At 67.1% G+C, this 25,982-nt stretch carries 23 protein-coding genes; 19 read left to right on the plus strand and 4 right to left on the minus strand.

Features of this window, described 5'->3' with window-relative positions:
• The first annotated feature begins 66 nt into the window (after positions 1-66).
• The 4 genes from rplU (at position 67) to proB (ending at position 3,415) form a co-directional block, all read left to right on the plus strand.
• Positions 67-378, plus strand: coding sequence for a 50S ribosomal protein L21 (rplU, locus tag ACWDTF_RS14900; protein WP_012833869.1), 312 nt, complete (start codon positions 67-69; stop codon positions 376-378).
• 26 nt (positions 379-404) lie between these two features.
• Positions 405-668 (plus strand): 50S ribosomal protein L27, encoded by a 264-nt coding sequence (rpmA, locus tag ACWDTF_RS14905; protein ID WP_240859953.1) that lies wholly within the window; start codon positions 405-407, stop codon positions 666-668.
• Between the two features lie 144 nt (positions 669-812).
• Entirely contained in the window at positions 813-2,303 is a 1,491-nt protein-coding gene (obgE, locus tag ACWDTF_RS14910) for a GTPase ObgE (RefSeq protein WP_240859951.1), read from the plus strand.
• Positions 2,300-3,415, plus strand: a complete 1,116-nt coding sequence (gene proB, locus ACWDTF_RS14915) for a glutamate 5-kinase (protein WP_240859948.1) — start codon at positions 2,300-2,302, stop codon at positions 3,413-3,415. Before obgE ends, proB begins: the two co-directional genes overlap by 4 nt.
• 709 nt (positions 3,416-4,124) lie before the next feature.
• On the opposite strand, the gene ACWDTF_RS14920 is transcribed toward proB, so the two are convergent.
• From ACWDTF_RS14920 to ectA, 4 genes are all read right to left on the minus strand, one after another.
• The gene (locus ACWDTF_RS14920; protein ID WP_240859946.1) at positions 4,125-5,018 is read right to left on the minus strand and encodes a Sir2 family NAD-dependent protein deacetylase; all 894 of its coding nucleotides are present in this window, start codon (positions 5,016-5,018) and stop codon (positions 4,125-4,127) included.
• A gap of 49 nt (positions 5,019-5,067) precedes the next feature.
• Positions 5,068-5,496: an ectoine synthase gene (locus tag ACWDTF_RS14925; protein WP_240859944.1), complete on the minus strand. Its 429-nt coding sequence runs from the start codon at positions 5,494-5,496 to the stop codon at positions 5,068-5,070.
• Positions 5,493-6,764: a diaminobutyrate--2-oxoglutarate transaminase gene (gene ectB / locus ACWDTF_RS14930; protein WP_240859942.1), complete on the minus strand. Its 1,272-nt coding sequence runs from the start codon at positions 6,762-6,764 to the stop codon at positions 5,493-5,495. Before ectB ends, ACWDTF_RS14925 begins: the two co-directional genes overlap by 4 nt.
• A gap of 128 nt (positions 6,765-6,892) precedes the next feature.
• Entirely contained in the window at positions 6,893-7,420 is a 528-nt protein-coding gene (ectA, locus tag ACWDTF_RS14935) for a diaminobutyrate acetyltransferase (RefSeq protein ID WP_240859940.1), read from the minus strand.
• Between the two features lie 205 nt (positions 7,421-7,625).
• Here ectA and rsmD point away from each other — a divergent pair, with 205 nt between their 5' ends.
• The 15 genes from rsmD (at position 7,626) to ffh (ending at position 25,975) form a co-directional block, all read left to right on the plus strand.
• Positions 7,626-8,180: a 16S rRNA (guanine(966)-N(2))-methyltransferase RsmD gene (gene rsmD, locus ACWDTF_RS14940; protein WP_355277233.1), complete on the plus strand. Its 555-nt coding sequence runs from the start codon at positions 7,626-7,628 to the stop codon at positions 8,178-8,180.
• Positions 8,170-9,267 carry a nitronate monooxygenase gene (locus tag ACWDTF_RS14945; RefSeq protein WP_355277236.1) on the plus strand — a complete coding sequence of 366 codons (1,098 nt, stop codon included), beginning with the start codon at positions 8,170-8,172 and terminating at the stop codon, positions 9,265-9,267. Before rsmD ends, ACWDTF_RS14945 begins: the two co-directional genes overlap by 11 nt.
• 87 nt (positions 9,268-9,354) lie before the next feature.
• Complete coding sequence (gene coaD, locus ACWDTF_RS14950) at positions 9,355-9,858, plus strand: pantetheine-phosphate adenylyltransferase (protein WP_240859933.1); 504 nt, start codon at positions 9,355-9,357, stop codon at positions 9,856-9,858.
• Positions 9,859-10,005: 147 nt separating this feature from the next.
• A complete protein-coding gene (locus tag ACWDTF_RS14955; RefSeq protein WP_240860053.1) occupies positions 10,006-10,845 on the plus strand; it encodes an ATP synthase F0 subunit B in 840 nt (279 codons plus the stop codon).
• 122 nt (positions 10,846-10,967) lie between these two features.
• On the plus strand, positions 10,968-11,618 hold the full coding sequence (locus ACWDTF_RS14960; RefSeq protein ID WP_433259079.1) for a YceD family protein: 651 nt from the start codon (positions 10,968-10,970) through the stop codon (positions 11,616-11,618).
• On the plus strand, positions 11,611-12,336 hold the full coding sequence (gene rnc, locus ACWDTF_RS14965; protein ID WP_240859929.1) for a ribonuclease III: 726 nt from the start codon (positions 11,611-11,613) through the stop codon (positions 12,334-12,336). The genes ACWDTF_RS14960 and rnc overlap by 8 nt, the downstream gene beginning before the upstream one ends.
• Positions 12,337-12,360: 24 nt before the next feature.
• Complete coding sequence (gene mutM / locus ACWDTF_RS14970; RefSeq protein ID WP_355277240.1) at positions 12,361-13,269, plus strand: bifunctional DNA-formamidopyrimidine glycosylase/DNA-(apurinic or apyrimidinic site) lyase; 909 nt, start codon at positions 12,361-12,363, stop codon at positions 13,267-13,269.
• A 491-nt stretch (positions 13,270-13,760) separates the two neighbouring features.
• Positions 13,761-14,168 carry an OsmC family protein gene (locus tag ACWDTF_RS14975; RefSeq protein ID WP_240862574.1) on the plus strand — a complete coding sequence of 136 codons (408 nt, stop codon included), beginning with the start codon at positions 13,761-13,763 and terminating at the stop codon, positions 14,166-14,168.
• A 56-nt stretch (positions 14,169-14,224) separates the two neighbouring features.
• On the plus strand, positions 14,225-14,542 hold the full coding sequence (locus ACWDTF_RS14980) for an acylphosphatase (protein ID WP_240862576.1): 318 nt from the start codon (positions 14,225-14,227) through the stop codon (positions 14,540-14,542).
• A 49-nt stretch (positions 14,543-14,591) separates the two neighbouring features.
• On the plus strand, positions 14,592-18,185 hold the full coding sequence (gene smc / locus ACWDTF_RS14985; RefSeq protein WP_433259084.1) for a chromosome segregation protein SMC: 3,594 nt from the start codon (positions 14,592-14,594) through the stop codon (positions 18,183-18,185).
• A 48-nt stretch (positions 18,186-18,233) separates the two neighbouring features.
• Positions 18,234-19,757, plus strand: a complete 1,524-nt coding sequence (gene ftsY, locus ACWDTF_RS14990) for a signal recognition particle-docking protein FtsY (RefSeq protein WP_240862581.1) — start codon at positions 18,234-18,236, stop codon at positions 19,755-19,757.
• A 247-nt stretch (positions 19,758-20,004) separates the two neighbouring features.
• The gene (locus ACWDTF_RS14995) at positions 20,005-21,384 is read left to right on the plus strand and encodes an ammonium transporter (protein ID WP_355279270.1); all 1,380 of its coding nucleotides are present in this window, start codon (positions 20,005-20,007) and stop codon (positions 21,382-21,384) included.
• Between the two features lie 49 nt (positions 21,385-21,433).
• Entirely contained in the window at positions 21,434-21,772 is a 339-nt protein-coding gene (locus tag ACWDTF_RS15000; protein ID WP_240862585.1) for a P-II family nitrogen regulator, read from the plus strand.
• Between the two features lie 13 nt (positions 21,773-21,785).
• The gene (locus tag ACWDTF_RS15005; protein ID WP_240862587.1) at positions 21,786-24,398 is read left to right on the plus strand and encodes a [protein-PII] uridylyltransferase; all 2,613 of its coding nucleotides are present in this window, start codon (positions 21,786-21,788) and stop codon (positions 24,396-24,398) included.
• A 29-nt stretch (positions 24,399-24,427) separates the two neighbouring features.
• On the plus strand, positions 24,428-25,975 hold the full coding sequence (gene ffh, locus ACWDTF_RS15010) for a signal recognition particle protein (protein WP_355279273.1): 1,548 nt from the start codon (positions 24,428-24,430) through the stop codon (positions 25,973-25,975).
• Positions 25,976-25,982: the final 7 nt, after the last annotated feature.

Raw genomic sequence — 25,982 nt, forward strand, 5'->3', positions numbered from 1 at the left:
AACATCATGCCCCGGCGCCAACCCAGCGCGGCGGGCCCGACGAGACAAGTTAGAGGAAGAACTTCGATGGCAACGTACGCGATCGTCAAGACCGGCGGTAAGCAGTACAAGGTCGCCGAGGGCGACATTGTGAAGGTCGAGAAGATCGACGGCGAGCCGGGCAGCACCGTGAGCCTGCCGGTCGCGTTGGTCGTCGACGGGTCGACCCTGACCACCGATGCCGACAAGCTGGCCAAGATCTCGGTCACCGGTGAGGTTGTCGAGCACGTCAAGGGCCCCAAGATCCGCATCCACAAGTTCAAGAACAAGACCGGCTACCACAAGCGCCAGGGTCATCGTCAGAAGCTGACGGTCCTCAAGGTCACCGGCATCAAGTAAACGACTTCATCCAGGAGGACTGACACATGGCACACAAGAAGGGCGCGTCCAGTTCGCGCAACGGTCGTGATTCCAACGCCCAGCGGCTCGGTGTGAAGCGCTTCGGCGGCCAGCAGGTGAGCGCGGGCGAGATCCTGGTTCGCCAGCGCGGCACCAAGTTCCACCCCGGTGTGAACGTCGGTCGCGGTGGCGACGACACCCTGTTCGCGCTCGAGGCCGGTGCGGTCGAGTTCGGCACCAAGCGTGGCCGCAAGACGGTCAACATCGTCCCGGAAGCTGTCCAGGCCTGACCTGACGGCGCCGCGAGAACACGCCTGAAAACAGGGCGGGCTGGGTCACGAGAACCCGCCCGCCCTGTTTGCTGTTCTCCACCGTCCACCCTCCGCGCCGACTCGCCCGTGAAGTAAAGCCTCCGAAGTAGAAAGGAACCGCCGATGTCTCGGTTCGTCGACCGCGTCACGATTCATGTGGCGGCCGGTAACGGTGGCCACGGTTGTGCCTCGGTACACCGTGAGAAGTTCAAGCCACTCGGTGGTCCCGACGGCGGCAACGGTGGCAACGGTGGGTCGGTGCGGCTGGTGGTCGATCCGCAGGTGCACACGCTGCTGGACTTCCATTTCCGCCCACATGCGAAGGCGGGCAACGGGAAACCCGGAGCCGGCGACAACCGCGACGGCGCGACGGGTGACGACCTCATCCTGAACGTGCCGGACGGAACCGTGGTCTTGGGAGCCGACGGTTCGATTCTCGCCGACCTCGTCGGAGTGGGCACGAGCTTCGATGCGGCCAAGGGCGGCCGCGGTGGTCTCGGTAACGCGGCACTGGCGTCCAAGGCGCGCAAGGCGCCGGGATTCGCTCTGCTCGGTGAAGAGGGCCAACACCGGGACCTCGTCCTCGAACTCAAGTCCGTCGCCGACGTCGGACTGGTGGGATTCCCTTCGGCGGGCAAGTCGTCGCTGGTCTCGGTGTTGTCGGCGGCAAAGCCGAAGATCGCCGACTACCCGTTCACGACTCTGGTCCCCAATCTCGGCGTGGTCCAGACCGCCGGCGACGTGTTCACGATCGCGGACGTCCCCGGACTCATCCCGGGCGCCTCGACCGGACGCGGCCTCGGACTGGAGTTCCTGCGCCATCTGGAACGCTGCGCGGTGCTCGCGCACGTGGTGGATTGCGCGACCCTCGAACCGGGACGTGACCCGATCTCCGACATCGACGCACTGGAGGCCGAACTGGCCGCCTACCAGCCCGCGCTCGATGCCGACCACGGACTCGGCGAGCTCGCCGACCGTCCGCGTGTGGTGATCCTGAACAAGGTCGACGTGCCGGATGCCGCCGATCTCGCGGATCTCGTGGAACCCGAGCTGGCGCAGCGAGGTTGGCCGGTGTTCCGGATCTCCGCGGTCACCCATCAGGGTCTGCGTGAACTGACCTTCGCGCTCGCGCGGATGGTACGCGAGTACCGGGAGTCGCAACCCGAGAAGGTGGCGCGGCGTCCGATCATCCGCCCCAAGGCGGTCGACGAGACCGGGTTCACGGTCACAGAGGACCCGGAGACCCCCGGCGGATTCGTCGTGCGTGGCACCCGCCCCGAGCGGTGGATCGCCCAAACCCAATTCGACAACGACGAAGCGGTCGGCTATCTCGCGGATCGTCTCAATCGGCTCGGCGTCGAGGACGAACTCATGCGCCTGGGCGCTCAGCCCGGCGCGCCGGTCACCATCGGCGCGGTCACCTTCGACTGGGAGCCCAGCACCCCGATGGGTGACGATGTCCCGATCACCGGACGCGGCACCGACATTCGACTCGATCGCTCCGATCGTGTGGGAGCAGCCGAACGCAAACAGGCGCGCCGTCTGCGTCGAGGACTGCATGAGGATTCCGACGACCACTCTCTTGACACCCACGACGGCGACCAGCTGACGTGAGCGAGGTTCGCGAGTCCATCGCGCATGCGCGCAGCGTCGTGGTGAAAATCGGATCGTCGGCGCTGACCGACCTCGGTACCGGACTCGACACCGACCGGCTTGACCGCCTTGCCGATGCCCTCGAGGCCCGAATGCGGGCCGGCTCGGATGTGATCGTCGTGTCGTCGGGCGCCATCGGTGCCGGGATCGCCCCGTTGGGGCTGAAGAAGCGTCCGACGGATCTGGCGACCAAGCAGGCCGCGGCAAGCGTCGGACAACTTGCCCTCGCACACGCATGGGGTACCTCGTTCGCGCGGTACAAGAGGACGGTCGGCCAGGTACTGTTGACCGCCGACGACATTTCCAACCGGGCGCATCACGCCAACGCCCAGCGCACCCTCGATCGTCTGCGGTCGCTGGGTGCCGTGGCCGTCGTCAACGAGAACGACACGGTGGCCACCAACGAGATTCGCTTCGGCGACAACGATCGGCTTGCCGCTCTGGTTGCCCATCTCGCGGGTGCCGATGCCTTGTTCCTGCTCTCCGACGTGGACGGTCTCTACGACGGGGATCCGCGCAAGGTGTCGCCGACGGGTGAACGCGCACGCTTCATCGCCGAGGTGGCCGGTCCTGAGGATCTCGATGGCGTGATCGCGGGTTCGGGCGGTGCGCTGGGAACCGGGGGAATGGCTTCCAAACTCGCTGCCGCGCGGTTGTCCGCGGATGCGGGTGTGCCGGTGCTTCTGGCGGCCGCCGCCGAAGCGGGACAAGCACTTTCGGATGCGTCGGTGGGGACGGTCTTCGCAGCTCGCCCGGAACGTCTGTCGGCGCGCCGGTTCTGGGTGCGCCACGCCGCGGACGCGCGGGGGCAGATCGTGCTCGACGACGGGGCGGTCGCGGCGGTGTCGCGCCGGCGGCGCTCCTTGCTGGCGGCCGGGGTCGTCGGGGTACGCGGGCGCTTCTACGACGGCGACGTGGTGGAACTCGTCGATCTCGCCGGAGCGGTTCGCGCGCGGGGCGTCTCCGCCTACAACGCCGACGACATCGCGAAGATGGTCGGCCGCTCCACCGCCGACCTCCCCGCGGAACTGCGTCGGCCCGTCATCCATGCCGACGACCTGGTGGCGGTCTGACTCGAAGAGTACTGCTCTCGGCCTCCTGAACTGGGGAAATGCGACCCTGTCGTCGTTTGATCGGGAGGTGCGAGGGACACCCTGTGTCGTGTTGGAAGATCTGTGTGCTGCAGCATCCGGTTGACCTGATTCGACACAGGGTGTGGCCAGAGTTCGAGCCGAGTACCACGGCGACCTGGCTGGGAGGCGCGGTCTGGGCTTCGTTCCGGCCGCGTCCGGCGTCGACCTGAGAGATCGCGCACCGCGGGTTTCGCGGCTCACCACCGGACCACTGAAAGTAGGGGAAGGTTCTTCCCCTACTTTCTGCCCCTGCTTGTCGAGTCGTCCGCGAGAAGACTCGCGGGGAAGACTCCAGGGATAGGGGACGAGTTTCTTCCCCTACTATTTGTGGATCATCGTCGCCGCGCCGCGCTCCACGGCCCTCTTCCCGCCTCCACGATCGCCGCCGCAGGCGGCGGGTGGATCGCTGATCCGAAGAGTTGGCGACCGGCTCTCTGATCTGCGGGTACCCCTGCTGGTTGAGTAGCCGAGCCCCAGAGCGGGGCGTTTCGAAACCCGGTGAGATGTCCTTGTCCGCAACCCGGTGGTCGCTGACATTCTCGGCTTCTGAGGTTTCGATACGACCTCGGCCAGCGCCTCGGCCCTCTCAACCAGCAGGTGGGGCCGAGCGTGAAAATGCTGGTCAGAGCTGGGAGCCAGACTCTTCGAGTTAGCCCACGGGAGTGGGTCCACCGGCGAGCGCGGGCAGCACCGTTGCGGCAAGGTGGTCGATCTTCAAGGTCGCGATGTCGTCGGCTCGCGTGGCACCGCGGTTCACGATGAGCACGGGTTTGCCGGTCCGGAAGGCATGACGTGCGAAGCGCAGTCCGCTCATCACGGTCAGCGACGACCCGACCACGAGGAGGGCATCGGCCTCGTCGACCAGCGTGAATGCCTGTTGGACAAGGTCTTTGGCAACACTCTCACCGAAGTAGACGATGTCGGGCTTCAGTATGCCACCACACGCGGGGCAGTCGACCATGTGGAAATCGGCGGTGTCGGCGATCACCGCGTCGGCGTCGGGTGCGACCTCGATGGCGCCGCGTCCACCGATTCGTTCCGCGAACTCGGCGTTGAGAGCTTCGAGGTGCGCCGCCAACCGATGCCGGGAGGTGCGCCAATCGCATGACAGGCAGCGCACGCGGCCGTAGCACCCGTGCAGTTCGAGGACACCGCGGGTGCCCGCCTTGGTGTGCAGCATGTCGACGTTCTGGGTGATGACCGTCGTGAGTCGGCCCTGCCGCTGGAGGTCGGTGAGCGCGAGGTGGGCGGCATTCGGTACCGAGGCGTCCATGTGGCGCCAACCGAGGTGATTGCGCGCCCAATAGTGGCGTCGGAACTCCGGTGACGACAGGAACATCTCCAGCGTCATCGGAGTGCGGCGTGGTGCTCCGGGGCTGCGGTAGTCGGGGATTCCGGAATCCGTCGAGATGCCGGCACCGGTCAGGACCACGAACCGCTTGTCGTCGAGGATGCGTCGCAGTTCGGCGAGACGGGCGTCGAGGTCGTCGTCGGCACGGGTGGGTGCGGCGGGTTCCCAGCCGATCTGCAAACGCGTGCGCACCCTGCCCAGGATAGGCAGGGTGCGCACGCGCGTCAGATCGCTACGTCCCTCAGACGTTTTCCGTGGCGTGCCGACCGCTCGGCGCGGGCACGGTGACCAGCGGATACACGCCGTTCTCGTCGTGCACCTCGGTGCCGACGACCGGCGGGTTGAACACGCACATCATCCGCATCTGTGTGTCGGCGGTGACGGTGTGGCGCTCGTGGCCGTTCAGCAGATACATCGATCCGGGGGCCAGGGGATAGGTCTCGCCGGTCTCGCGGTCGAGGAGCGTGCCCTCGCCTTCGACGAGCCACACGGCCTCGATGTGATTGGCGTAGTGGAACTCGTTGACCGAACCGGCCTTGATGGTCGTCTCGTGGAACGAGAATCCCACGTGATCGCCACCGAGGACGATGCGCTTGGACACCCAGTTGCCCTTGGGATCGGCGACCTCGCGCTCGGTCCCGGTGATCTCTGCTGTGGTTCGGACGATCATCCGATCACCTCCTTCACGGCGTCGCTGAGGATGCCCAGACCGCGATCCAGGTCCTCACGCGAGATGGTCAGCGGGGGAAGAAGTTTCACGACCTCGTCGGACGGGCCGGAGGTCTCGGCGAGCAACCCGGAACCGAACGCCGACGCGCACACCTTGCCGGCGGCGGTCGCCTCGTCGAACACGAGGCCGCGAACCATGCCGCGTCCGCGGGTCGAGATGCCGTCGTACGTGTTGGCCAGGCCGGTGAAGACCTCGTCGATCCGGGCACCCTTGGCGTGGATCTCGCGCGACAGGGCATCGTCGCCCCAGAAGAGGTCGATGGCCTTCGTGGCGGTGACGAATGCGGGGTTGTTGCCGCGGAAGGTGCCGTTGTGTTCACCCGGGGTCCACACATCGAGCTCCGGGCGGAACAGGGTCAGCGCGAGCGGCAGACCGTAGCCGCTGATCGACTTCGACAGGGTGACGATGTCGGGCTTGATCCCGGCGGCCTCGAACGAGAAGAACTCGCCGGTACGGCCGCAGCCCATCTGGACGTCGTCGACGATGAGCAGGATGTCGCGGCGGCGGCACAGGTCGGCGAGCGCCTGCAGCCACTCGATGCGTGCGACGTTGACGCCACCCTCGCCCTGCACGGTCTCCACGATCACGGCTGCGGGACGGTTCAGTCCGCTGCCCGAGTCGTCGAGCACCCGCTCGAACCAGGCAAAGTCCTCGACGACGCCGCCGAAGTAGTTGTCGAACGGCATCGGGGTGGCGTGGACCAGCGGCACACCCGCACCTGCGCGCTTCATCGAATTACCGGTCACCGACAGCGATCCCAGGGTCATCCCGTGGAATGCGTTGGTGAAGCTGATGATCGACTCGCGCCCGGTTACCTTGCGCGCCAACTTGAGTGCCGACTCGACGGCGTTGGTGCCGGTGGGGCCGGGGAACTGGATCTTGTAGTCCAATCCGCGCGGCGCCAGGATCTTGTCGGTGAACGCCTCGATGAACTTGCCCTTGGCGACAGTCGCCATGTCGAGACCATGGGTGATCCCGTCATCGGCGATGTAGTCGAGCAGCGCCGCCTTCAGTTCCGGGTGGTTGTGGCCGTAGTTCAGCGAACCGGCGCCGGCGAAGAAGTCGAGGTACTCGCGGCCTTCCTGGTCGGTGATCCACGACCCGCTGGCACGGGTGAACACGGTGGGCCAGTTGCGGCAATAACTGCGGACCTCGGACTCGTGCTGGGTGAACACCGAGTCGTCAACGGTCTGTTCGAGAAGTTGCATGTCACGCTTCCTTCTTTGTCGAATAGGTGAAAGAACAACCGGGCATGGCGGTACAACCGGTGCGCCGGTGAAAAGTATTTCGAGGCAACCGATCTCGCGGATCGAGATCTGCCACGGGGATCGGCCGGTCAGGGCTCGGGAATCTCCGGTTCCAACATGTAGAGGTCTTCGGGCTCGTGTGCATCCGGAAAGGCGTTGGCGCCGAACAGATCACGCCGCTCGAAGCGAAGTCCACGCGCACTCGCCACCGATCCGAACAGTCGCTGCGATGCGGCATTGTCGGGGCTGATCGTGGTGTGCAGCGCGACCACTCCACGTCGCGACGTCCGGTCGAAGAGGCGGTGCAGCATCGTTGCGGCGATGCCGTGACCGCGGTAATCGTCGTCGACCGCGACCTGCCACACCATCAGTGTGGAGGGGTCGGACTGGCGTCGGTAGCCGGTGACGAACCCGACTGTGCGACCGTCGACTTCGGCGACGATCGAGGTCTCGGCGAAATCGTGGCACCACAGGACATAGGAATAACTCGAGTTGACGTCGAGAACCTGTGAGTCCGAGGCGATTTCCCAGAGTCGGGTGCCGTCGTCGACCGTTGGTGCACGAAAGTCGACGGCGAGGGCAGTTGTTGGGGCCGTTCTTGTTTGGGACGGGCTCATGACCCGTTCGACGTTAACAATGCGTGTCGTCGAAGTCATGCAGCTGCAAAAATCGGTCATCGGATGACCCGGCTTCGTCCTGTTCAGCGGGTGAATGTGAAGTGGGTCACGTGGATGTGGTTCACCCCGATCGGCGCGACGGGTATCGGGGCGTCTTCAGGCCATCCGCGCGGGCGCAGAAGTGGGTCGATGCAGAATGGGTGAAATGACGAGGATCATCGCTGGGCGTCTTCGAGGCCGACGACTGAAGGTTCCCGACGAGGGGACCCGGCCGACCTCGGATCGAGTTCGCGAATCGGTCTTCAACATGCTCGAGCACCGATGTGACCTGGCGGAAGCCCGCGTCCTCGACCTCTACGCCGGTTCGGGCGCGCTCGGGCTGGAGGCCATCTCGCGCGGTGCGGCGTCGGCGACACTGGTCGATTCCGGCCGCAAGGCCGCCGCGACCATCGCCGACAACGCACGATCCTGCGGGGTCGCGGACAGCGTCACGGTGGTGAACCGCTCGGTCGGTGCCTACCTGGCCGGGCCGACAGACAGGGCCTTCGACCTGGTGTTCGCCGACCCGCCCTACGACGTCGACGTCAGCACCGTGAGGGCCGATATGGAAGCCGTGGTGGTCCGACTCGCCGCGGGCGCCCTGGTCGTGCTCGAGCGATCGGCCCGCGCCGTCGACCTCGACTGGCCAGACGACTTCGAGGTCGTCGTCGACAAGAAGTACGGGGACACCCGGGTGGAGGTCGCACGTCATGACGGGTGAACCGATGCGCATCGGAGCGCTCGACATCGAGGTCCCGATCGTGTGCGCGCCGATGGCCGGTGGCCCGACCACGCCTGCGCTGGTGCGCGCAATCGCCGAGGCCGGCGGGCTGGGCATGCTGGCCGCGGGCTATCTGACCGCTGCGGCGCTCGCTCCACTCGTCGAGGAGGTCGACGAGGCGACGGAGGGTCGATACGGCGTCAATCTGTTCCTGCCCGGTCGCGACGTGCTCGAGGACGCGTCCGACCCGCTGGCGGCCGACGTGACGAACTACCGGCGGCGACTCGCCCGTTATGCCGACAGGTATGGCGTCGAGGTCGGTGAACCCCGGTGGTTCGACGAGGACATCGCCGCCAAGGTGTCCGTGCTGGCCGACCATCGGCCCGCCCTGGTCACGGTCACGTTTGGAGATCCGGGGCCCGATCTCGTGGAGCGGATCCACCGCGAGGTTGGGGCGGCGGTCGGCGTCACGGTGACGAGTGTGATCGAGGCACATGCAGCGGTCGCCTCGGGCGCCGACCTGTTGATCGCGCAGGGCATCGAGGCGGGCGGACATCGAGGCATCTGGACCGACGACCCACGCGATCCGTTGGGCGGGCCGGGGCTCGGGAGCCATGACCTGGTCGCGGAACTGGCTGCAGCGCAGTATCTTCCGGTGATCGCTGCCGGTGGCCTCATGAGTGGCGCCGACATCGTGGCGGTTCGTGGCGCCGGCGCGATCGGTGCCCAGCTGGGTACGGCGTTTCTGCGTGCCGACGAGGCGGGCACCTCCGTTGTGCATCGAACTGCGCTCGCCGATCACAACCGAGCAGGCGAGCCCGAGACCGTGATCACGCGGGCGTTCTCGGGACGGCCGGCACGGTCGCTGGCCACGTCGTTCGCGGAAGACAACGCGGACGCGCCGGCCGCCTATCCGCAGGTCCACTACATGACCAAACCGATTCGCGCGGCCGCCGCCTCGGCGGGCGTCGCCGACGACGTGAACCTCTGGGCCGGGACCGGATGGCGACGCGCGAGAACCGGCTCGGCCGCGGCGATCGTCGACCGTGTGCGCGCCGAGATGGCCGATCCGGATCGGCGCACCTGAGCCCGAACGCGCCTCGGCCTACTCAACCAGCAGGCGACTCCTCCCGCCTCCACGGGCGACCGATAGGGATGCCGGTACTTTGACCTCATGACGGATGTGTCACGACGCACGGCAGTGTGCCCCGGTTCCTTCGATCCCTTCACCCGCGGCCACCGGTATGTGGTCGAGCGCGCCGCGGCGTGCTTTGACGAGGTTGTCATCACGGTGGTGGTCAACCCGAACAAACACGGGCTCTTCGGCGTGGACGAGCGCATCGACCTGATCCGCGACGACTGCTCCGATCTGGCCAATGTGCGGGTCGATCGGTGGACCGGCCTACTCGTCGACTACCTGCGTCAGGAGTCGATCCACACCATCGTCAAAGGCCTGCGGTCGGCGGTCGACTTCGACTACGAGGTGCCGATGGCCCAGATGAATCGCGAGCTGGCCGACGTCGAGACCGTCTTCCTCCTCACCGATCCGCGCTTCGCCCACGTGTCGAGTTCGCTGGTCAAAGAGGTGGCCAAGCTCGGCGGTGACGTCGAGCCGTTCCTGTCACCGCGCATCCATCGCGCGCTGACCGCCCGGATCGAGGGCCAACAGGCGGTTTAGGGCGTGTCCCCCAATCCCTCGCAGTGGGATTGCGACACGCCCTAGACGACACACCCCTCCCGCTTCACCAATCACAACTGCAACATTCGGCACAATAGTCACAGAAGCACCGACTGAAACAATGGCAAGCGCCGGATTGGGGTGGCTGTGTACCGGGTTTTTGAAGCTCTCGACGAATTGGTCGCAATTGTCGAGGAAGCGCGAAGCGTCCCGATGACCGCGGGCTGCGTCGTCCCGCGCGGCGACGTACTCGAACTGCTCGACGACATCAAGGACTCGATCCCGGGTGAACTCGACGATGCGCAGGACGTCCTCGACGAACGGGAGACGCTGATCGGCGACGCCCGTGAGCACGCCGAGACGGTCACCTCGAAGGCCGACTCCGAGTCCGAAGCGGTGATGGCGCACGCCCGCGCCGAGGCCGACCGCATTCTCGCCGACGCCAAGGCCCAAGCCGACCGCATGGTCGACGAGGCCAGCGCTCATGGAAAGTCGCTGGTCGAGGACGCCACCGAGGAAGCGCGTCGGATGTCGACGAGTGCGTCACGCGAGTTCGAGGCCGTCACCGGCCGGGCGCGCGCCGAGGCGCAGCGCACGATCGACTCGGCGAACAACACCTATGACAAGTCGATCGCCGACGGCATCGCGGAGCAGCAGCGCCTCGTGTCGGAGACCGAGGTGGTCGCGGCCGCCAAGTCGGAGGCCGAACGCATCATCGACGCGGCGCATGCCGAGATCGACCGTTTGCGTGGTGACTGCGACGTCTACGTCGACGAGAAGCTGGCCCAGTTCGAGGAGATCCTGACCGGCACCCTGCGCTCGGTCAACCGCGGTCGGCACCAGCTCCGGACCGGCGCCGGGATGCACGACTACGTCGAGTACCCACGCAGTGTCGACGACCAGCCGGCACGGCGGGAGACCGCCGGACGCGAGTCGGGCGCGCCTCGCGGGTACGACCGCGAGCAGGGATCGCCGCTCGCGGTCTGAACCTCGCGCGCGTGGTGTCATGGGAGTGCATCGACACCACGCGCGGGCCGTTCGATCAATCACCGGACCCGGGCGTATCGTGCAACTGTGGCTGAACATGCTGTGACACCTGGGGCTACGCTGTGACACCTGGGGCTACGCCCGGCTCGGGCGCTTCGAAGACATCGCGTGCAGGCGGCCCGGGGTCGCGTCCGGGCCCGTTCGTGCTCGATGTCCGGACACTCGGACGTCGAGCCGGCACCATGTCGGAGATCCATCGGACAGTGACCACGCCCGACCGAATCGGGGTCGAGATGGTCGCCATTCCCGCCGATTCCGAGGTCGACCTCGACCTCCGGCTGGAATCGGTGACCGAAGGGGTGCTCGTCACCGGCACGGTGTGCGGCGAGACGGTCGGTCAGTGTGCTCGGTGCCTCGAGCCGCTCGACGGCACGGTGACGGTGTTCCTGACCGAACTGTTCGCCTATCCCGACAGCGCAACCGAGCAGACCACCGATGCCGACGACATCCACCGGATCGTCGACGACCACATCGATCTCGAACAATCCATCATCGACGCGGTCGCACTGGAGTTGCCGATGTCGCCGCTGTGCTCGGACGACTGTCCCGGGCTCTGCCCGGTGTGCGGCGTGCGCCTGGCCATCGCCGAACCAGGTCATGGACACGAGATCATCGATCCCCGATGGGCCGGATTGGCCGACAAGTTCGGCGACCTCAGCGATGGTCCGGACGTCGGCGACAGCACACCCGGCTCGGGGAGTGACGGTGACTGACGCCGTGCCGGGCGACGGATCGCGGTACGCGGATCTGCTGACGTCGCTGGACACCACGGTGTCCGACGATCTGCTGACCCTGGCTCTGACGCATCGTTCCTACGCTTACGAGAACGGCGGCCTGCCGACCAACGAGCGACTCGAGTTCCTCGGCGATTCCGTGCTCGGAGTGGTGATCACCGAGCGTCTCTATCTCAGCTATCCCGACCGCCCGGAGGGCGAACTCGCCAAGATCCGGGCCAGCGTGGTCAACATGCACGCCCTGGCCGACGTGGCCCGAGGACTCGGTGAGGGCGGTCTCGGACAACACCTCTACCTGGGCCGCGGTGAGGAACTCACCGGCGGGCGCGACAAGGACTCGATCCTGGCCGACGGTCTGGAATCGCTATTCGGCGCGGTGTTCCTCGAACACGACCTCGCCACCTCGCAGCGGGTGATCCTGCGCCTGTTCGACGACCTCATCGACCGTGCGGGCACGCTGGGCGCCGGACTCGACTGGAAGACGTCGTTGCAAGAACTGAGCGCCGAGCGCGGGTACGGACCCCCGCAGTATCAGATCAGCTCCACCGGTCCCGACCACAACAAAGAGTTCACCGCGGTCGCGATGATCGCGGGGGAGAACCTGGGCGACGGGATCGGGCGCACCAAGAAAGAAGCCGAGCAACGCGCCGCCGCACGCGCGTGGAAGGCGCTGACGGAACGAGCGTCCGCGTCGTGACCCGCGACGCATCTCAGCGACGCGATGCCTGAACTGCCGGAGGTCGAGACTGTTCGTCGTGGCCTGGAAGCACATCTCGTGGGACGTCGCCTGCGCACGACGGAGGTTCTGCATCCGCGAGCGGCCCGTCGCCATGTCGCCGGCGATCTCGATCTCACGGGACGCCTGCGCGATGCCGAGGTGCTCGGAGTCCGACGTCGGGGCAAGTACATGTGGCTCGACGTCGGCCGGGGAGACGACCGCGCGGCCGTGGTGGTTCACCTCGGTATGAGCGGGCAGATGCTCATCGCTCGGGCCGGTGCCCCAGACCACACACATCTGCGTATCCGCGCCGCACTCGACGACGGAAACGAGCTTCGGTTCGTGGACCAGCGCACGTTCGGCGGCTGGCACGTCGACGACTATGTCGGCGACACTGGCCCCGCTCGCTTCGCTCCCGGCGGCCACACTGAAGATGCTGCCGGACAGCATGATTCGATCCCTGAGTCGATCGCGCACATCGCCCGCGACCCGTTCGACGACCGATTCGACCCGGCGGCGGTGATCGCGGTGATCCGCACCAAGCACAGCGAGATCAAGCGCGTGCTGCTCGACCAGACGGTGATCTCCGGTGTCGGTAACATCTACGCCGACGAAGCGTTGTGGCGGGCCAGGTTGCACGGCAGCCGGATCGCGGACGGGATCAGTCGCGCCAAGCTCACCGAGTTGCTCACCGCGGTGTCTGACGTGATGGCGGAGGCGCTGGAGGTCGGCGGTACCTCCTTCGACGCGCTCTACGTCAACGTGAACGGCCAGTCCGGGTACTTCGCGCGAAACCTGAATGTCTATGGCCACGAAGGGCAGCCGTGCCCGCGGTGCGGCCGCCCGATCCAGCGGGAGACATTCATGAACCGCTCGAGCCACTTCTGCCCGTACTGCCAGCGGCGACGCTGAATCGAAGAGTTCGGTGACCAATCCCGCTGACCTGCGCAAATACGCTTGCTTCGTGCCGAAAAAAATCTAGGGGAAGAACTTCCTCCCCTAAGTTCCAAGTCGTCCCCGCGAAATTTTGTGGGGACGACTCCAAGGATAGGGGAAGAAGTTTCTTCCCCTATTTTCTGTGCGGCCCCCAGGTCGGACGAGCACCCTCGTCGGGTGCGCGTCGGCGTGTCGCGAACCCAGAAACCGCGTGTCCGGTCAGAAACCCGACGCGCACCAGCGGTTTCTGGCCGCACGTGAGGTTTCTTGCCACAAGGGCGGTTTCCGGGACGAGGCCACTCTCTTGCCGCCTCCCCGATCGCCGACGGCGTCGGCGGGTGGGTCGCTGAACAAAACCGGTGACTGCGAGGAATGGTCGAGGTGCCCAAGCCCTTGGTATTGTCCGCGCGGTGCGGCAGCAAACGCCGGTCCGCGAATCACCTGACGCGAGAGGACGCTTGACGACCATGACGGAATTGTGGGTGCAGCGAACGGGCGTGCGACGTTACACCGGACACAGCTCGCGCGGCGCGACGGTACTCGTCGGCTCCGAAGACGTCGAGGGTGTGTTCACCCCCGGGGAGCTGCTCAAGATCGCGTTGGCCGCATGCACCGGGATGTCGTCGGATCGTCCGCTCACCCGGCGGCTCGGCGACGACTACGACGCGACAATTCGGGTCTCGGGTGCCGCCGACCGCGAGAACGAGGTGTACCCGCGACTCGACGAGACGCTCGAGATCGACCTCTCGGAACTGGATCCCGAAGCTGCACAACGGCTCCTGGTGGTGGTCGAGCGCGCCGTCGACGCCGTGTGCACGGTGGGTCGCACCATCAAGGCCGGCGCGCAGGTGCAGCTGCGGATCGACACCGACTGACATCGCCGGAGCCGAAATACGCCGATCGGTACGGATGGAGGAGCAGACTTGCTCCCATGTCCGACAAGCGACACGCCGAGCACGATCCGCCCGATCCCGACCAGCAGGTGCGGTTGATCGCGCATGTCCACGGACGCGTGCAGGGTGTCGGGTTTCGGTGGTGGACCCGCTCGCGGGCCTTGGAACTGGGTCTGGCCGGCTACGCGTCCAATCAGCCCGACGGCCGAGTGCTGGTGGTGGCCGAGGGCACGCGACGCGACGTGGCGGCCTTGGTGGACTTGCTGCGGTCCGGGCAGACGCCCGGCCGGGTGTCGTTGGTGGTTGATCGCCTCGACATCCCGCGGGGTGATCTGGACGGTTTCGCCGAGCGGTGACGGCGTGCGACGCGGATCCGGATCGCGATGGTGAGTAGTCTGTACGGTCGTGCACCTCAAGAGCCTGACCCTGAAGGGCTTCAAGTCGTTTGCCTCGGCGACGACCCTGCGCTTCGAGCCGGGAATCACGTGCGTCGTCGGGCCCAACGGATCGGGTAAATCCAACGTCGTCGACGCTCTGACCTGGGTGATGGGCGAGCAGGGCGCCAAGGCGCTGCGCGGCGGGAAGATGGAAGACGTCATCTTCGCCGGCACCTCCGGTCGTCCCCCGCTGGGCCGGGCAGAGGTGACGCTGACCATCGACAACGCCGACGGTGCACTGCCGATCGAGTACTCCGAGGTCTCCATCACGCGGCGGATGTTCCGCGACGGGGCCGGGGAGTACGAGATCAACGGGAGCTCGTGCCGACTGATGGACGTGCAGGAGCTGTTGTCGGACTCCGGTATCGGGCGAGAGATGCACGTCATCGTCGGGCAGGGTCGCCTCGCCGCAATCCTCGAGTCGCGGCCCGAAGACCGGCGGGCGTTCATCGAGGAGGCCGCCGGGGTTCTCAAGCATCGCAAGCGCAAAGAGAAGGCGGTACGCAAGCTCGACGCCATGCAGGCCAACCTGGCGCGGCTGACCGATCTCACCGCCGAACTGCGTCGCCAGCTCAAGCCGTTGGGGCGCCAGGCCGAGGTCGCCCGGCGGGCCCAGACCGTCCAGGCCGACCTGCGCGACGCCCGGCTGCGGCTGGCCGCCGACGATCTGGTCACCCGACGCGCCGAGATGGCCGAGCAGAGCGCCGTCGAGGACGAGGTGCGGCGCAAACAGGACGAGGTGACCGAGGCGCTGGACCGGATGACCGCCGAGGTCGCCGAGCATGAGCAGCATCTCGCCGAGGTGACTCCGGCGGCGTCGGCGGCCAATCAGGCGTGGTTCCGCCTGTCAGCGCTGGCCGAACGTGTCGACGCGACGTGCCGGGTCGCCGCGGAACGCAGCCGCTATCTGCGCGAACCGGTGAACGAGTCGGGTGGGCCCGACCCCGACGCGCTCGAGCGGCAGGCCGACGAGGCGGCCGCGGCCGAGGCGGAACTGACCGAGGGCGTGCAGATCGCCGCGGAGACTCTCGAGGTGACCCGCGAGGAACTCGCCGAGCGGGAGGCCGTCGCGCAGGCGGCCGAAGCTGCTCACCTGGCGGCCGTACGGGCAATCGCGGATCGGCGGGAGGGGCTAGCTCGCCTCGAGGGTCAGGTCGACAACCTGCGGACCCGCGCCGAGTCGGTGGATGCCGAGGCCGCCCGTCTCACGGCCGCGGTGTCGGCGGCCACCGAACGCGCCGAAGCCGCTCAGTCGCAACAGGATTCGGCCGCCGCGGCCCTTGGTGAGCTGGAAGCGTCGGAACGAGCCCTCGACGAGCATCACGAACGCTGCGTGACCGCGCTGAACCTGTCGAACGAGCGGGTCGCCGCACTGCAGAACGAGCAACGAGAGGGCGAGCAGAAGATCGCCTCGCTGACCGCTCGGATCGATGCCCTCGCCGTCGGGCTCGAACGCAACGACGGTGGCACCTGGCTTGTCGAGAACGCGCCGGACGGCCTGCTCGGCCCGATGTCGGAGTTGCTGACGGTCGAGTCCGGCTACGAGACCGCGATCGCCGGCGCCCTGGGCCCCGCGGCGGATGCGATAGCGACCGTTGACGCGATGGCTGCGCTGCGCGCCCTCGAGGCGCTCAAGTCGGGAGATGGTGGTCGTGCCGCCCTCATCTGCGGCGGACTGTCGGCGTCGCCGCGTCGCAGTGATCCGTTGCCCGACGGGGTGCGTTGGGCGTCGTCGGTGACCGCGTGCCCAGACTCGGTTCGCGGGGCAGTCGAGCTGATTCTCGCCGACACCGTCGTCGTCGACGACGCGGCCCTGGGGCTTGCGGTGGCCCGCGAACGGGGAATTGTCGCCGTGACCCGCGACGGTGACCGAATCGGCTCGGCGGCCATCGTCGGGGGCTCCTCGCGGCGTCCGTCGACGCTCGAGGTGCAATCGGCGATCGACCTCGCGACCGGCGATCTGGCGGCCACCCGTCGTCGCGCCGAGGAGGTCGAAGCAGCGCTCGACGGCGCACTCACCGAACAGCGTGAACGGCGCGAGGCGGCCGAGGAGGCGCTCGCCGCCCTGCACGAATCCGATGCGAGTGTCGGTGGCGCCTACGAGTCGATGGCCCGGCTCGGTCAGGAGATCCGCACCGCACACGCCGAGATCGAGCGGCTGCTCCGGCAGCGCGCCACGGCCGAGGACGGGCGGTCGGAAACCCTCGAGCGGCTCGACGAGCTGACCGAGCGTCTTCGGCTGGCGCAGGACGAGACCGAATCGGTTCCGTCGGAGGGCGACGTCGACGATTCGGATCGGAGCGTGGCTGCCGAGGCCGTCACCGTGGCCCGGAGTGCCGAGATGGAGGCCCGGCTCGCGCTGCGGACAGCGGAGGAACGTCTCGCCTCGGTGCGCGGGCGGGCCGACTCGTTGCGCCGCGCTGCGCAGCGGGAACGCGACGCCCGTGAGCGGGCCAGGCAGCAGGACCTCATTCGTCGGCACGCTGCTGCGGTCGCGGCCGCGGTCGGTACGGCCGGCGCCGAGGTCTCCGCGCGATTGGCTGCCGCGGTCGCGACCGCGCAGGCCGGACGCGACGAACTCGAGGAGATCCGCGTGGCTCGCGGTGCCGCACTCGATGAACTCAAGCGTCAGGCCGCCGACCTCACCGGGCAGCTCAACGCATTGCGCGACACCGTGCACCGCGACGAACTCGCCCGTGCCCAGGTCGCGCTGCGCATCGAGCAGCTCGAGGAACAGATCCTGGAATCCTTTGCCGTCGCCCCTGATGACCTGATCGCCGAGTACGGACCCGACGTCGCAATGCCGCCGTCTGCCCTGGAGGTCCAGGAGTACGAGGACGCCAAGGCGCGCGGCGAACAGGTGGTTGCACCGGCGCCGATGCGCTACGACCGGGCAACTCAGGAGGCGCGGGCCAAGAAGGCGCAGAAGGATCTGAACACGCTCGGCAAGGTGAACCCGCTGGCGCTCGAGGAGTTCGCCGCGCTGGAAGAACGCTACAACTTCCTTTCTGCGCAGCTCGAGGACGTGAAAGCGGCCCGCAGGGATCTCCTCGAAGTGGTCGAGGAAGTCGACGCACGCATCCTGCAGGTGTTCACCGAGGCCTACGCCGACGTCGAGCGCGAGTTCTCGCAGGTCTTCGCCACCCTGTTCCCGGGCGGCGAGGGTCGCCTCGTGCTCACCGACCCTGCCGACATGCTCACGACCGGGATCGAGGTCGAGGCGCGACCGCCCGGCAAGAAGGTCAAACGGCTGTCGTTGCTGTCGGGCGGCGAGAAATCGCTCACCGCGGTGGCCATGCTGGTGGCCATCTTCCGCGCGCGGCCGTCGCCGTTCTACGTGATGGACGAGGTCGAGGCCGCCCTCGACGACACCAACCTGCGACGGCTGATCAGCCTGTTCGAGCAACTGCGTGAGCGGTCGCAGCTGATCGTCATCACCCACCAGAAGCCCACCATGGAAGTGGCCGACGCGCTCTACGGCGTCAGCATGCGAGGCGACGGCATCACGACCGTCATCTCGCAGCGTCTGCGCGGCGTGGACATCGCAGTGGGTTCGGGCTAGCCACCGAGCAGCCATCGAACCCCGGACAAGACGAGGACAGGACGAACTTTGGACACCGGAATCATCATCGGCATCGTCGTGGCCGTGATCGCGCTCATCGCGCTGATCACGCTGGGGCTCGTGCTGGCGCGTCGACGCCGGATCTCGCTGACCGACGACACCAGTAAGCCGGTCACCGACGGCACCTCCCGTCAGGTCGACAAATCCGGTGGCTACACCGCCGGATCGGGATTCAGCTTCAGTCAGGGGTCCGGGGGAACCACCGCACTGGCGGAACCGCCCGAGCCGGTCGAGCGCACCGAGGTCGACGGTCAGCCGGGCGTGGGCGACGACGCCTCGGTGCCGCGGGATTCGGCCAAACGCGGAATCCACGAGGTACGACTGCCCGATCTCGACACACCCGCGCAGGCGCCGACACCGGAGACTGTCGAGCCTGACGTTGCCGAGCCCGACGTTGTCGAGCCCGAAGTTGTCGAGCCGGATGTCACCGACACCGAGGAAGCTGTCCCCGAGGTCGTCGAACCCGATACGACCGAACCTGACACAGCCGAACCGGAGACGGCTGCACCCGAAGCGGTTGAATCCGATACGGCTGCAACGGCGATCCCCGACACGGCCGAGTCGGCGGCGACCGCACCGGCCCTCGACGAGATCGAACCCACCGCGGGCCGGCTCGGTCGCCTCCGGGGCCGGCTGTCGCGGTCGCAAGGCGCCATCGGCAAGGGCGTCCTCGGTCTGCTCGGTGCCGGTGACCTCGACGACGAGAGCTGGGAGGACATCGAGGACACCCTGGTGATGGCCGACCTCGGGTCCGCAACCACCGCCGAAGTGGTCGAACGACTCCGCGAGGAGTTGGCCACCAGCAACATCCGCACGGCCGACGAGGCCCGCGCGCTGCTCAAGCGCGTCCTGGTCGACGCACTCCGGCCCGACCTGGACCGCTCGGTGCGTGCCCTCCCGCACGCCGGCAGCCCGGCGGTGGTCCTCGTCGTGGGTGTGAACGGGACCGGTAAGACCACCACCACCGGCAAACTCGCGCGCGTCCTGGTGGCCGACGGCCGCCGGGTGCTGCTCGGTGCCGCCGACACCTTCCGTGCCGCAGCCGCCGACCAACTGCAGACCTGGGGCGAACGAGTCGGCGCAGAGGTGGTCCGGGGCAAGGAGAAGGCCGATCCGGCAGCGGTGGCCTTCGACGCCGTCGACCGCGGGATCGACACCGGCGTCGACGTCGTGATGATCGACACCGCCGGGCGTCTGCACACCAAGACCGGGCTGATGGACGAGCTCGGCAAGGTCAAGCGCGTGGTCGAGAAGAAGGCGCCGGTGGACGAGGTGCTGCTCGTCCTCGACGCCACGGTCGGCCAAAACGGCCTCACCCAGGCGCGAGTGTTCGCCGAGGTGGTCGACATCACCGGCGTGGTGCTGACCAAACTCGACGGAACCGCCAAGGGCGGCATCGTCTTCCACGTCCAGAAGGAGCTCGGTGTGCCGGTCAAGCTTGTAGGACTCGGCGAGGGCGCCGACGACCTCGCGCCGTTCGAACCGGAAGCATTCGTCGACGCGCTGCTCTGACATTTCCGCCTACGGATCGATTTGCTGTAGCCGACAACGCCTTTCGCGATGACGAATCAGCGCTCACAATTGCTTCGACAAGCCTGAGAGCTCGCCCAGGAAGCGACCTGGGACGTTACGTGCAGGAAATATAAATCGGCCACTGGTTCACGTGGTGGAAACACCAGGGCACCACTGCTGAAACCGTGTGCCGCGAGTCTCTTTGGAGGCGCCGAGCGGTCGGCGCACTCTGAGGAGGTTTCTTACAGTGGATTTGGCTCTCCTGCCAAACGACGCGTTCGGCAGTATTGACACAGGCGACACGGCCTTCATGATCGTGTCCGCTGCACTGGTGTTGTTCATGACCCCCGGTCTCGCCTTCTTCTACGGCGGCCTGGCTCGTGGCAAATCGGTGCTGAACATGATGATGATGTCGTTCGGGTCGCTGGCCACCGTCAGCGTCGTGTACGTCCTCTGGGGCTTCTCGATGGCGTTCAGCGACGGCATCACGGGTGATGACGACATCTGGGGTATCTTCGCGAATCCGTTCTCGCTGTTCGGATCCGGTCAGCTCGCCGACACAATCCCGGGCTACAACGAGCAGACTCAAGAGAGTTTCGACGCGGTCGTCACCGGAGGGTTGTCGATCCCGTCGTTCGTGTTCCTTGGCTTCCAGTTGACCTTCGCGGTCATCACCGTCGCCCTCATCAGTGGTGCGCTGGCCGAGCGTGTGAAGTTCTCGACCTGGCTGGTCTTCACCGTCATCTGGTCGACGATCGTGTACTTCCCGCTCTCGCACATGGTCTGGGGCGGCGGTCTGATGTCGAAGTCCGAGACCGGGTTCGCATCGTGGATCTTCGGTACCGAAGAGGTCGACGGCGAGATGGTCGCCAAGGTTCCGCCGATCGACTTCGCGGGTGGTACGGTCGTGCACATCAACGCCGGTATCGCGGCCCTGGTCCTCGTGCTCATCATCGGCAAGCGTGTCGGCTTCGGTCGCACCGCCTACCGTCCGCACAACATCCCGTTCGTCATGCTCGGTGCGGCCATCCTGTGGTTCGGCTGGTTCGGCTTCAACTCCGGTTCGGAACTTGCCGCCGACATGACCGCGGGCAAGGTGTGGGTCAACACCACGGCCGCAACCGCTGCAGCGATCATCGGCTGGCTCGTGGTGGAAGTCATCCGCGACAAGCACGCCACCAGCGTCGGTGCCGCCTCCGGTATCGTCGCCGGTCTGGTCGCGATCACCCCCGCCTGTGGTGCGCTCAACCCGGTCGGTTCGCTGATCCTGGGTGTCATCGCCGGCGCGCTGGCCGCGGTTGCCATCGGTCTGAAGAACAAGTTCGGCTACGACGACTCGCTCGACGTCGTCGGTGTGCACCTCGTTGCCGGTCTGTGGGGCACCATTGCGATCGGTCTGTTCGCGGTGCCCAATGACGCCGGCATCGGCGGTCTCTTCTGGGGTGGCGATTACAAGCAGCTCGTTATCCAGGTCGTCATCGCCGCCTTCGCACTGGCCTTCACCGGTGTGCTCACCGCAATCATCGCCTTCGCGCTCAAGCCGCTGGGCTGGCGTGTCGACGACGAAGAGGAGAAGACCGGCATCGATGAGGCCGAACATGCGGAGACAGCGTATGAACTGGCATGAAGCACCGACCGTTCGCGACTACGCTGAAACCCATGGAGAGGGATAACTCATGAAGCTGATCACCGCAATCGTCAAGCCGTTCACGCTCGAGGATGTCAAGGCGGGACTCGAACAGGCCGGAATCCTCGGCATGACCGTCAGTGAGGTCCAGGGCTACGGCCGCCAGAAGGGCCACACCGAGGTCTACCGCGGCGCCGAGTACTCGGTCGATTTCGTGCCCAAGGTTCGCGTGGAGGTCGTCGTGGACGACGCCGCCGTCGACAAGGTGGTGGACGTGATCGTCGAGGCGGCTCGGACGGGCAAGATCGGTGACGGAAAGGTCTGGGTCTCCCCGGTGGAGGCCGTGGTCCGCGTCCGCACCGGTGAGCGCGGCGGCGACGCTCTCTAGAAGCGGCGGGCCCGTGCCCTTTCTCAACACGACACACGGCCCCGCGTCTGACGACGAGTCAGGCGCGGGGCCGCGTGGTTCGTCACACACTGTAACCCCGGTGGCGGCAACGGATCTCGCCAAGACGCGGCGTCAACTCATCGAGTCGAGCCGGGCCGGCAAGCTCGACGCCCCCGGCCTGCGGCAGGTTCTGGTGGACCTGCACGAATTCTGGTTGACCAGCAAGGCAAGCGAACTCGGCATCCGGTCCAACAGCGGCTTCGCCATCGTCGCCGTCGGGGGGCTCGGCCGTGGAGAGCTGCTGCCACATTCGGACCTCGACCTCATCCTGTTGCACGACGACCAGGCGTCCGCCGATGTCTCCGAGGTCGCCGACGGACTCTGGTATCCGTTGTGGGACGCCAACATTCCGCTCGACCACAGCGTTCGCACGGTGCCGCAGGCGCTCCAGGTGGCCGCCGACGACCTCACCGCCGCACTCGGTCTGCTCGAGGCCCGGCACATCGCCGGCGACGAGGACCTGTCCGCGCTCCTGATCGGTGGAGTAAGGCAGCAGTGGCGCAATGACATTCGCAATCGGTTCGGTGGCGTGGTCGAACAAGCGCAGGACCGGTGGCGGCGGACGGGGGACATCGCTCACCGGGCCGAACCCGATCTCAAGAACGGTCGCGGTGGGTTGCGTGACGTGCAGCTGCTCGGTGCCCTGGCGATCGCCCAGCTCACCGACGGCATGGCGAGCCTGCGTCCGGATTCGCCGGGCGCCGGGCCACAGCTCGCGTACGCGAAGTTGCTGGACATCCGCACCGAACTGCATCGGATCGCCGGCCGCCCGCGCGAGCAGGTCCAGGCGCAGGACGCCGACGAGATCGGAGCGGCGCTGCGTATCGGCGACCGCTTCGACCTCGCCCGAGTGATCAGCGATTCCGCGCGCACCATCAGCTATTCGATCGATGTCGGGCTACGTACCGCCGGTAATGCGCTCCCGCGGCGCGGACTCGCGAAGCTTCGACGATCACCCATCCGCCGGCCCCTCGACGAGGGTGTGGTCGAGCACAACGGCGAGATCGTGTTGGCGCGCAACGCTATTCCCAGCAAAGACCCCGGCCTGATCCTGCGTGTGGCGTCCTCCTCGGCGCGCACCGGCCTGCCGATCAGTGCCTCGACGCTCAGTCGCCTGGCCGACTACGCGCCCGAACTGCGCGAACCGTGGCCTGCGGAGGCATTGTCGGATCTGTTGGTGCTGCTCAGCTCCGGCAGTCACATGGTCGACCCGATCGAGGCACTGGACCGGACCGGCCTGTGGGGCAGGTTGTTGCCGGAATGGGGTGCGGTGCGCGACCTTCCGCCGCGCGACGCCATCCACACGTGGACGGTGGACCGTCATCTCGTGGAGACGGCGGCGTACGCAAGTCAGATGACGACGCGCGTGTCCCGCCCGGATCTGTTGGTGCTCGGTGCGCTCATCCACGACCTCGGCAAGGGGCGCGGGGCCGACCACAGCATCGTGGGAGCCGAACTCGCGATCCAGGTCGGTAACCGCGTCGGGCTGTGGCCGCAGGATGTCGAGGTCCTCTCCGCCATGGTGCGCCATCATCTGCTGCTGCCGGCGGTGGCCACTCGCCGTGACCTCGATGATCCGGCGACCGCCGAGCAAGTGGTCGAGACCCTCGGACACAATCGCGTGCTCTTGGAGTTGTTGTCTGCGTTGGCGGAAGCGGATTCCAAGGCGACCGGACCGGGCGTCTGGGGGGAGTGGAAGGCGTCGCTGATCAACGACCTGGTCCGGCGGTCGATGCGGTTGATCGACGGCGGTGAACTCCCGACCGTCGAGCCGCTCACCCCGGAATTGCTCGAACTCGCCGAAAGTGCCGAATTCGCAGTGCAGTTGGTTCCGGCGGAGGGGCACACGCACCACATCGCGATGGTGGCGCCGGATCAGCCGGGGCTCCTGTCGAAGATGGCGGGCGTGCTGGCACTCAACGGACTCCGATCGCATTCGGCGACGGTCCAAGGACACGACGGTCGCGCGATCAACACGTTCGTGGTGGTGCCGCTTTTCGGCTCCCCGCCGGAGGCCGGCCTCATCCGGCAGCAGCTCATTGCTGCCGTCGAGGGCAAGATCGACGTGCTGGCCCGGCTCGACGCACGCGAACGGGAGTCCCCGATCCCCACCATCGGAACCGTCGCCGCGGGTCCGGGCGGGGCCGCCGTCGGTGCGTCGTCGGGCAGCACCGACCCGGCCGGCGAGGGTGCGGGCAACTCCAAGAACGCGGTGCCTGCTCTGTTCGCGGTCGCACCACCCCGGGTGTCGTGGGTCGATGCGCCGGCCGGCGAGGCGATGCTCGAAGTGCGTACCGACGATCGCATCGGATTACTGAGCCGGGTGAGCGCGGTCCTCGAACAACATGGGGCCGATGTGCGCTGGGCAAAGGTGGCGACCCTCGGTGCGACTGTGGTGGACACCTTCAACGTGCGGCTCTCGACCGACACCGAAGAGTCCCGAACGGCGCTGGCGGACGCGGTGCTCGCAGTGTGCCCGCCACCGCAACCGCGTGACGAGGACGACGAGGACGGTGGCCCGCAGAGTTACAGCGGCACCGGCCGATCGGGAGTGCCGATCAGCTGAACGCCCGGCAGCCATGGGAAGATGGGTGAATGTTCGATTCCCTCTCCGATCGGTTGACCGGTGCGCTCAAGGATCTGCGCGGCAAGGGACGCCTGTCCGACGCCGACATCGACCGCACCTGTCGCGAGATCCGTCTGGCGCTGCTCGAGGCGGACGTGTCGTTGCCGGTGGTGCGTGCCTTCATCGCGCGGATCAAGGAACGTGCCAAGGGCGCGGAGGTGTCCGCGGCGCTCAATCCGGCTCAGCAGGTCGTCAAGATCGTCAACGAGGAACTCATCGGGATCCTCGGCGGCGAGACCCGGCGGGTCACCTACGCCAAGACGCCGCCGACCGTCATCATGCTTGCAGGCCTGCAGGGTGCCGGTAAGACGACACTGGCCGGCAAGCTCGGCAACTGGCTCACCCAACAGGGGCACACCCCGATCCTGGTGGCCTGTGACCTGCAGCGTCCGGGGGCGGTCTCGCAGCTGCAGATCGTCGGCGAACGTGCCGGGGTGCCGGTCTACGCGCCACATCCGGGCACCAGCATCGGCGGCGAAGGCACGCTCGGCGTCAGCTCGGGTGACCCGGTGGCGGTCGCTCAGGCCGGTGTCGAGGAGGCCCGCAGGCAGCACTACGACGTGGTGATCATCGACACCGCCGGCCGTCTCGGCATCGACGAAGAGCTGATGCGGCAGGCAGCCGACATCCGCGATGCGACGCGTCCCGACGAGGTGCTCTTCGTCGTCGACGCCATGATCGGTCAGGACGCGGTGACCACCGCAGAGGCTTTCCAGAGCGGTGTCGGATTCACCGGCGTCGTGCTCACCAAGCTCGATGGCGACGCCCGTGGTGGTGCCGCCCTCTCGGTGCGCGAGGTGACCGGACGCCCCATCATGTTCGCGTCGTCGGGCGAGAAGCTCGAGGACTTCGACGTCTTCCACCCCGACCGGATGGCCAGCCGGATCCTCGGCATGGGCGATGTGCTCAGCCTCATCGAGCAGGCCGAGCAGCACTGGGACGCCCAGCAGGCCGAGGCCGCCGCCGCCAAGATCTCGCAGGGTGAGCTGACCCTCGAGGACTTCCTCGAGCAGATGCTGATGATCCGGAAGATGGGCCCCATCGGCAACATCCTCGGAATGCTCCCGGGTGCCGGGCAGATGAAGGATGCGCTCGCGCAGGTCGACGACAAACAGCTCGACCGCGTGCAGGCGATCATCCGGGGCATGACCCCCGCCGAACGCGACAATCCCAAGATCATCAACGCCTCCCGGCGCCTGCGCATCGCCAACGGCTCCGGCGTGACCGTCAGCGAGGTCAACCAGCTCGTCGACCGCTTCTTCGAGGCCCGCAAGATGATGGCCCAGATGTCGGGGCGCATGGGCATGGGCGGTGTGGGCCGCAAGTCCAACCGCAAGAAGGGCAAGGGCAAGAAGGGGAAGGGCCGCGGCCCGACGCCGCCGAAGGTGCGTGGCGGGTTCCCGGGCATGCCGGGTGGATTCCCGGACCTGTCGGGAATGCCCGCGGGTCTCGATCAGTTGCCGCCCGGACTCGAAGGCATCGACGTCTCCCAGTTCCAGCAGCCCAAGAAGAAATAGCCCGACG

It is taken from the genome of Gordonia sp. NPDC003422, assembly GCF_053588675.1.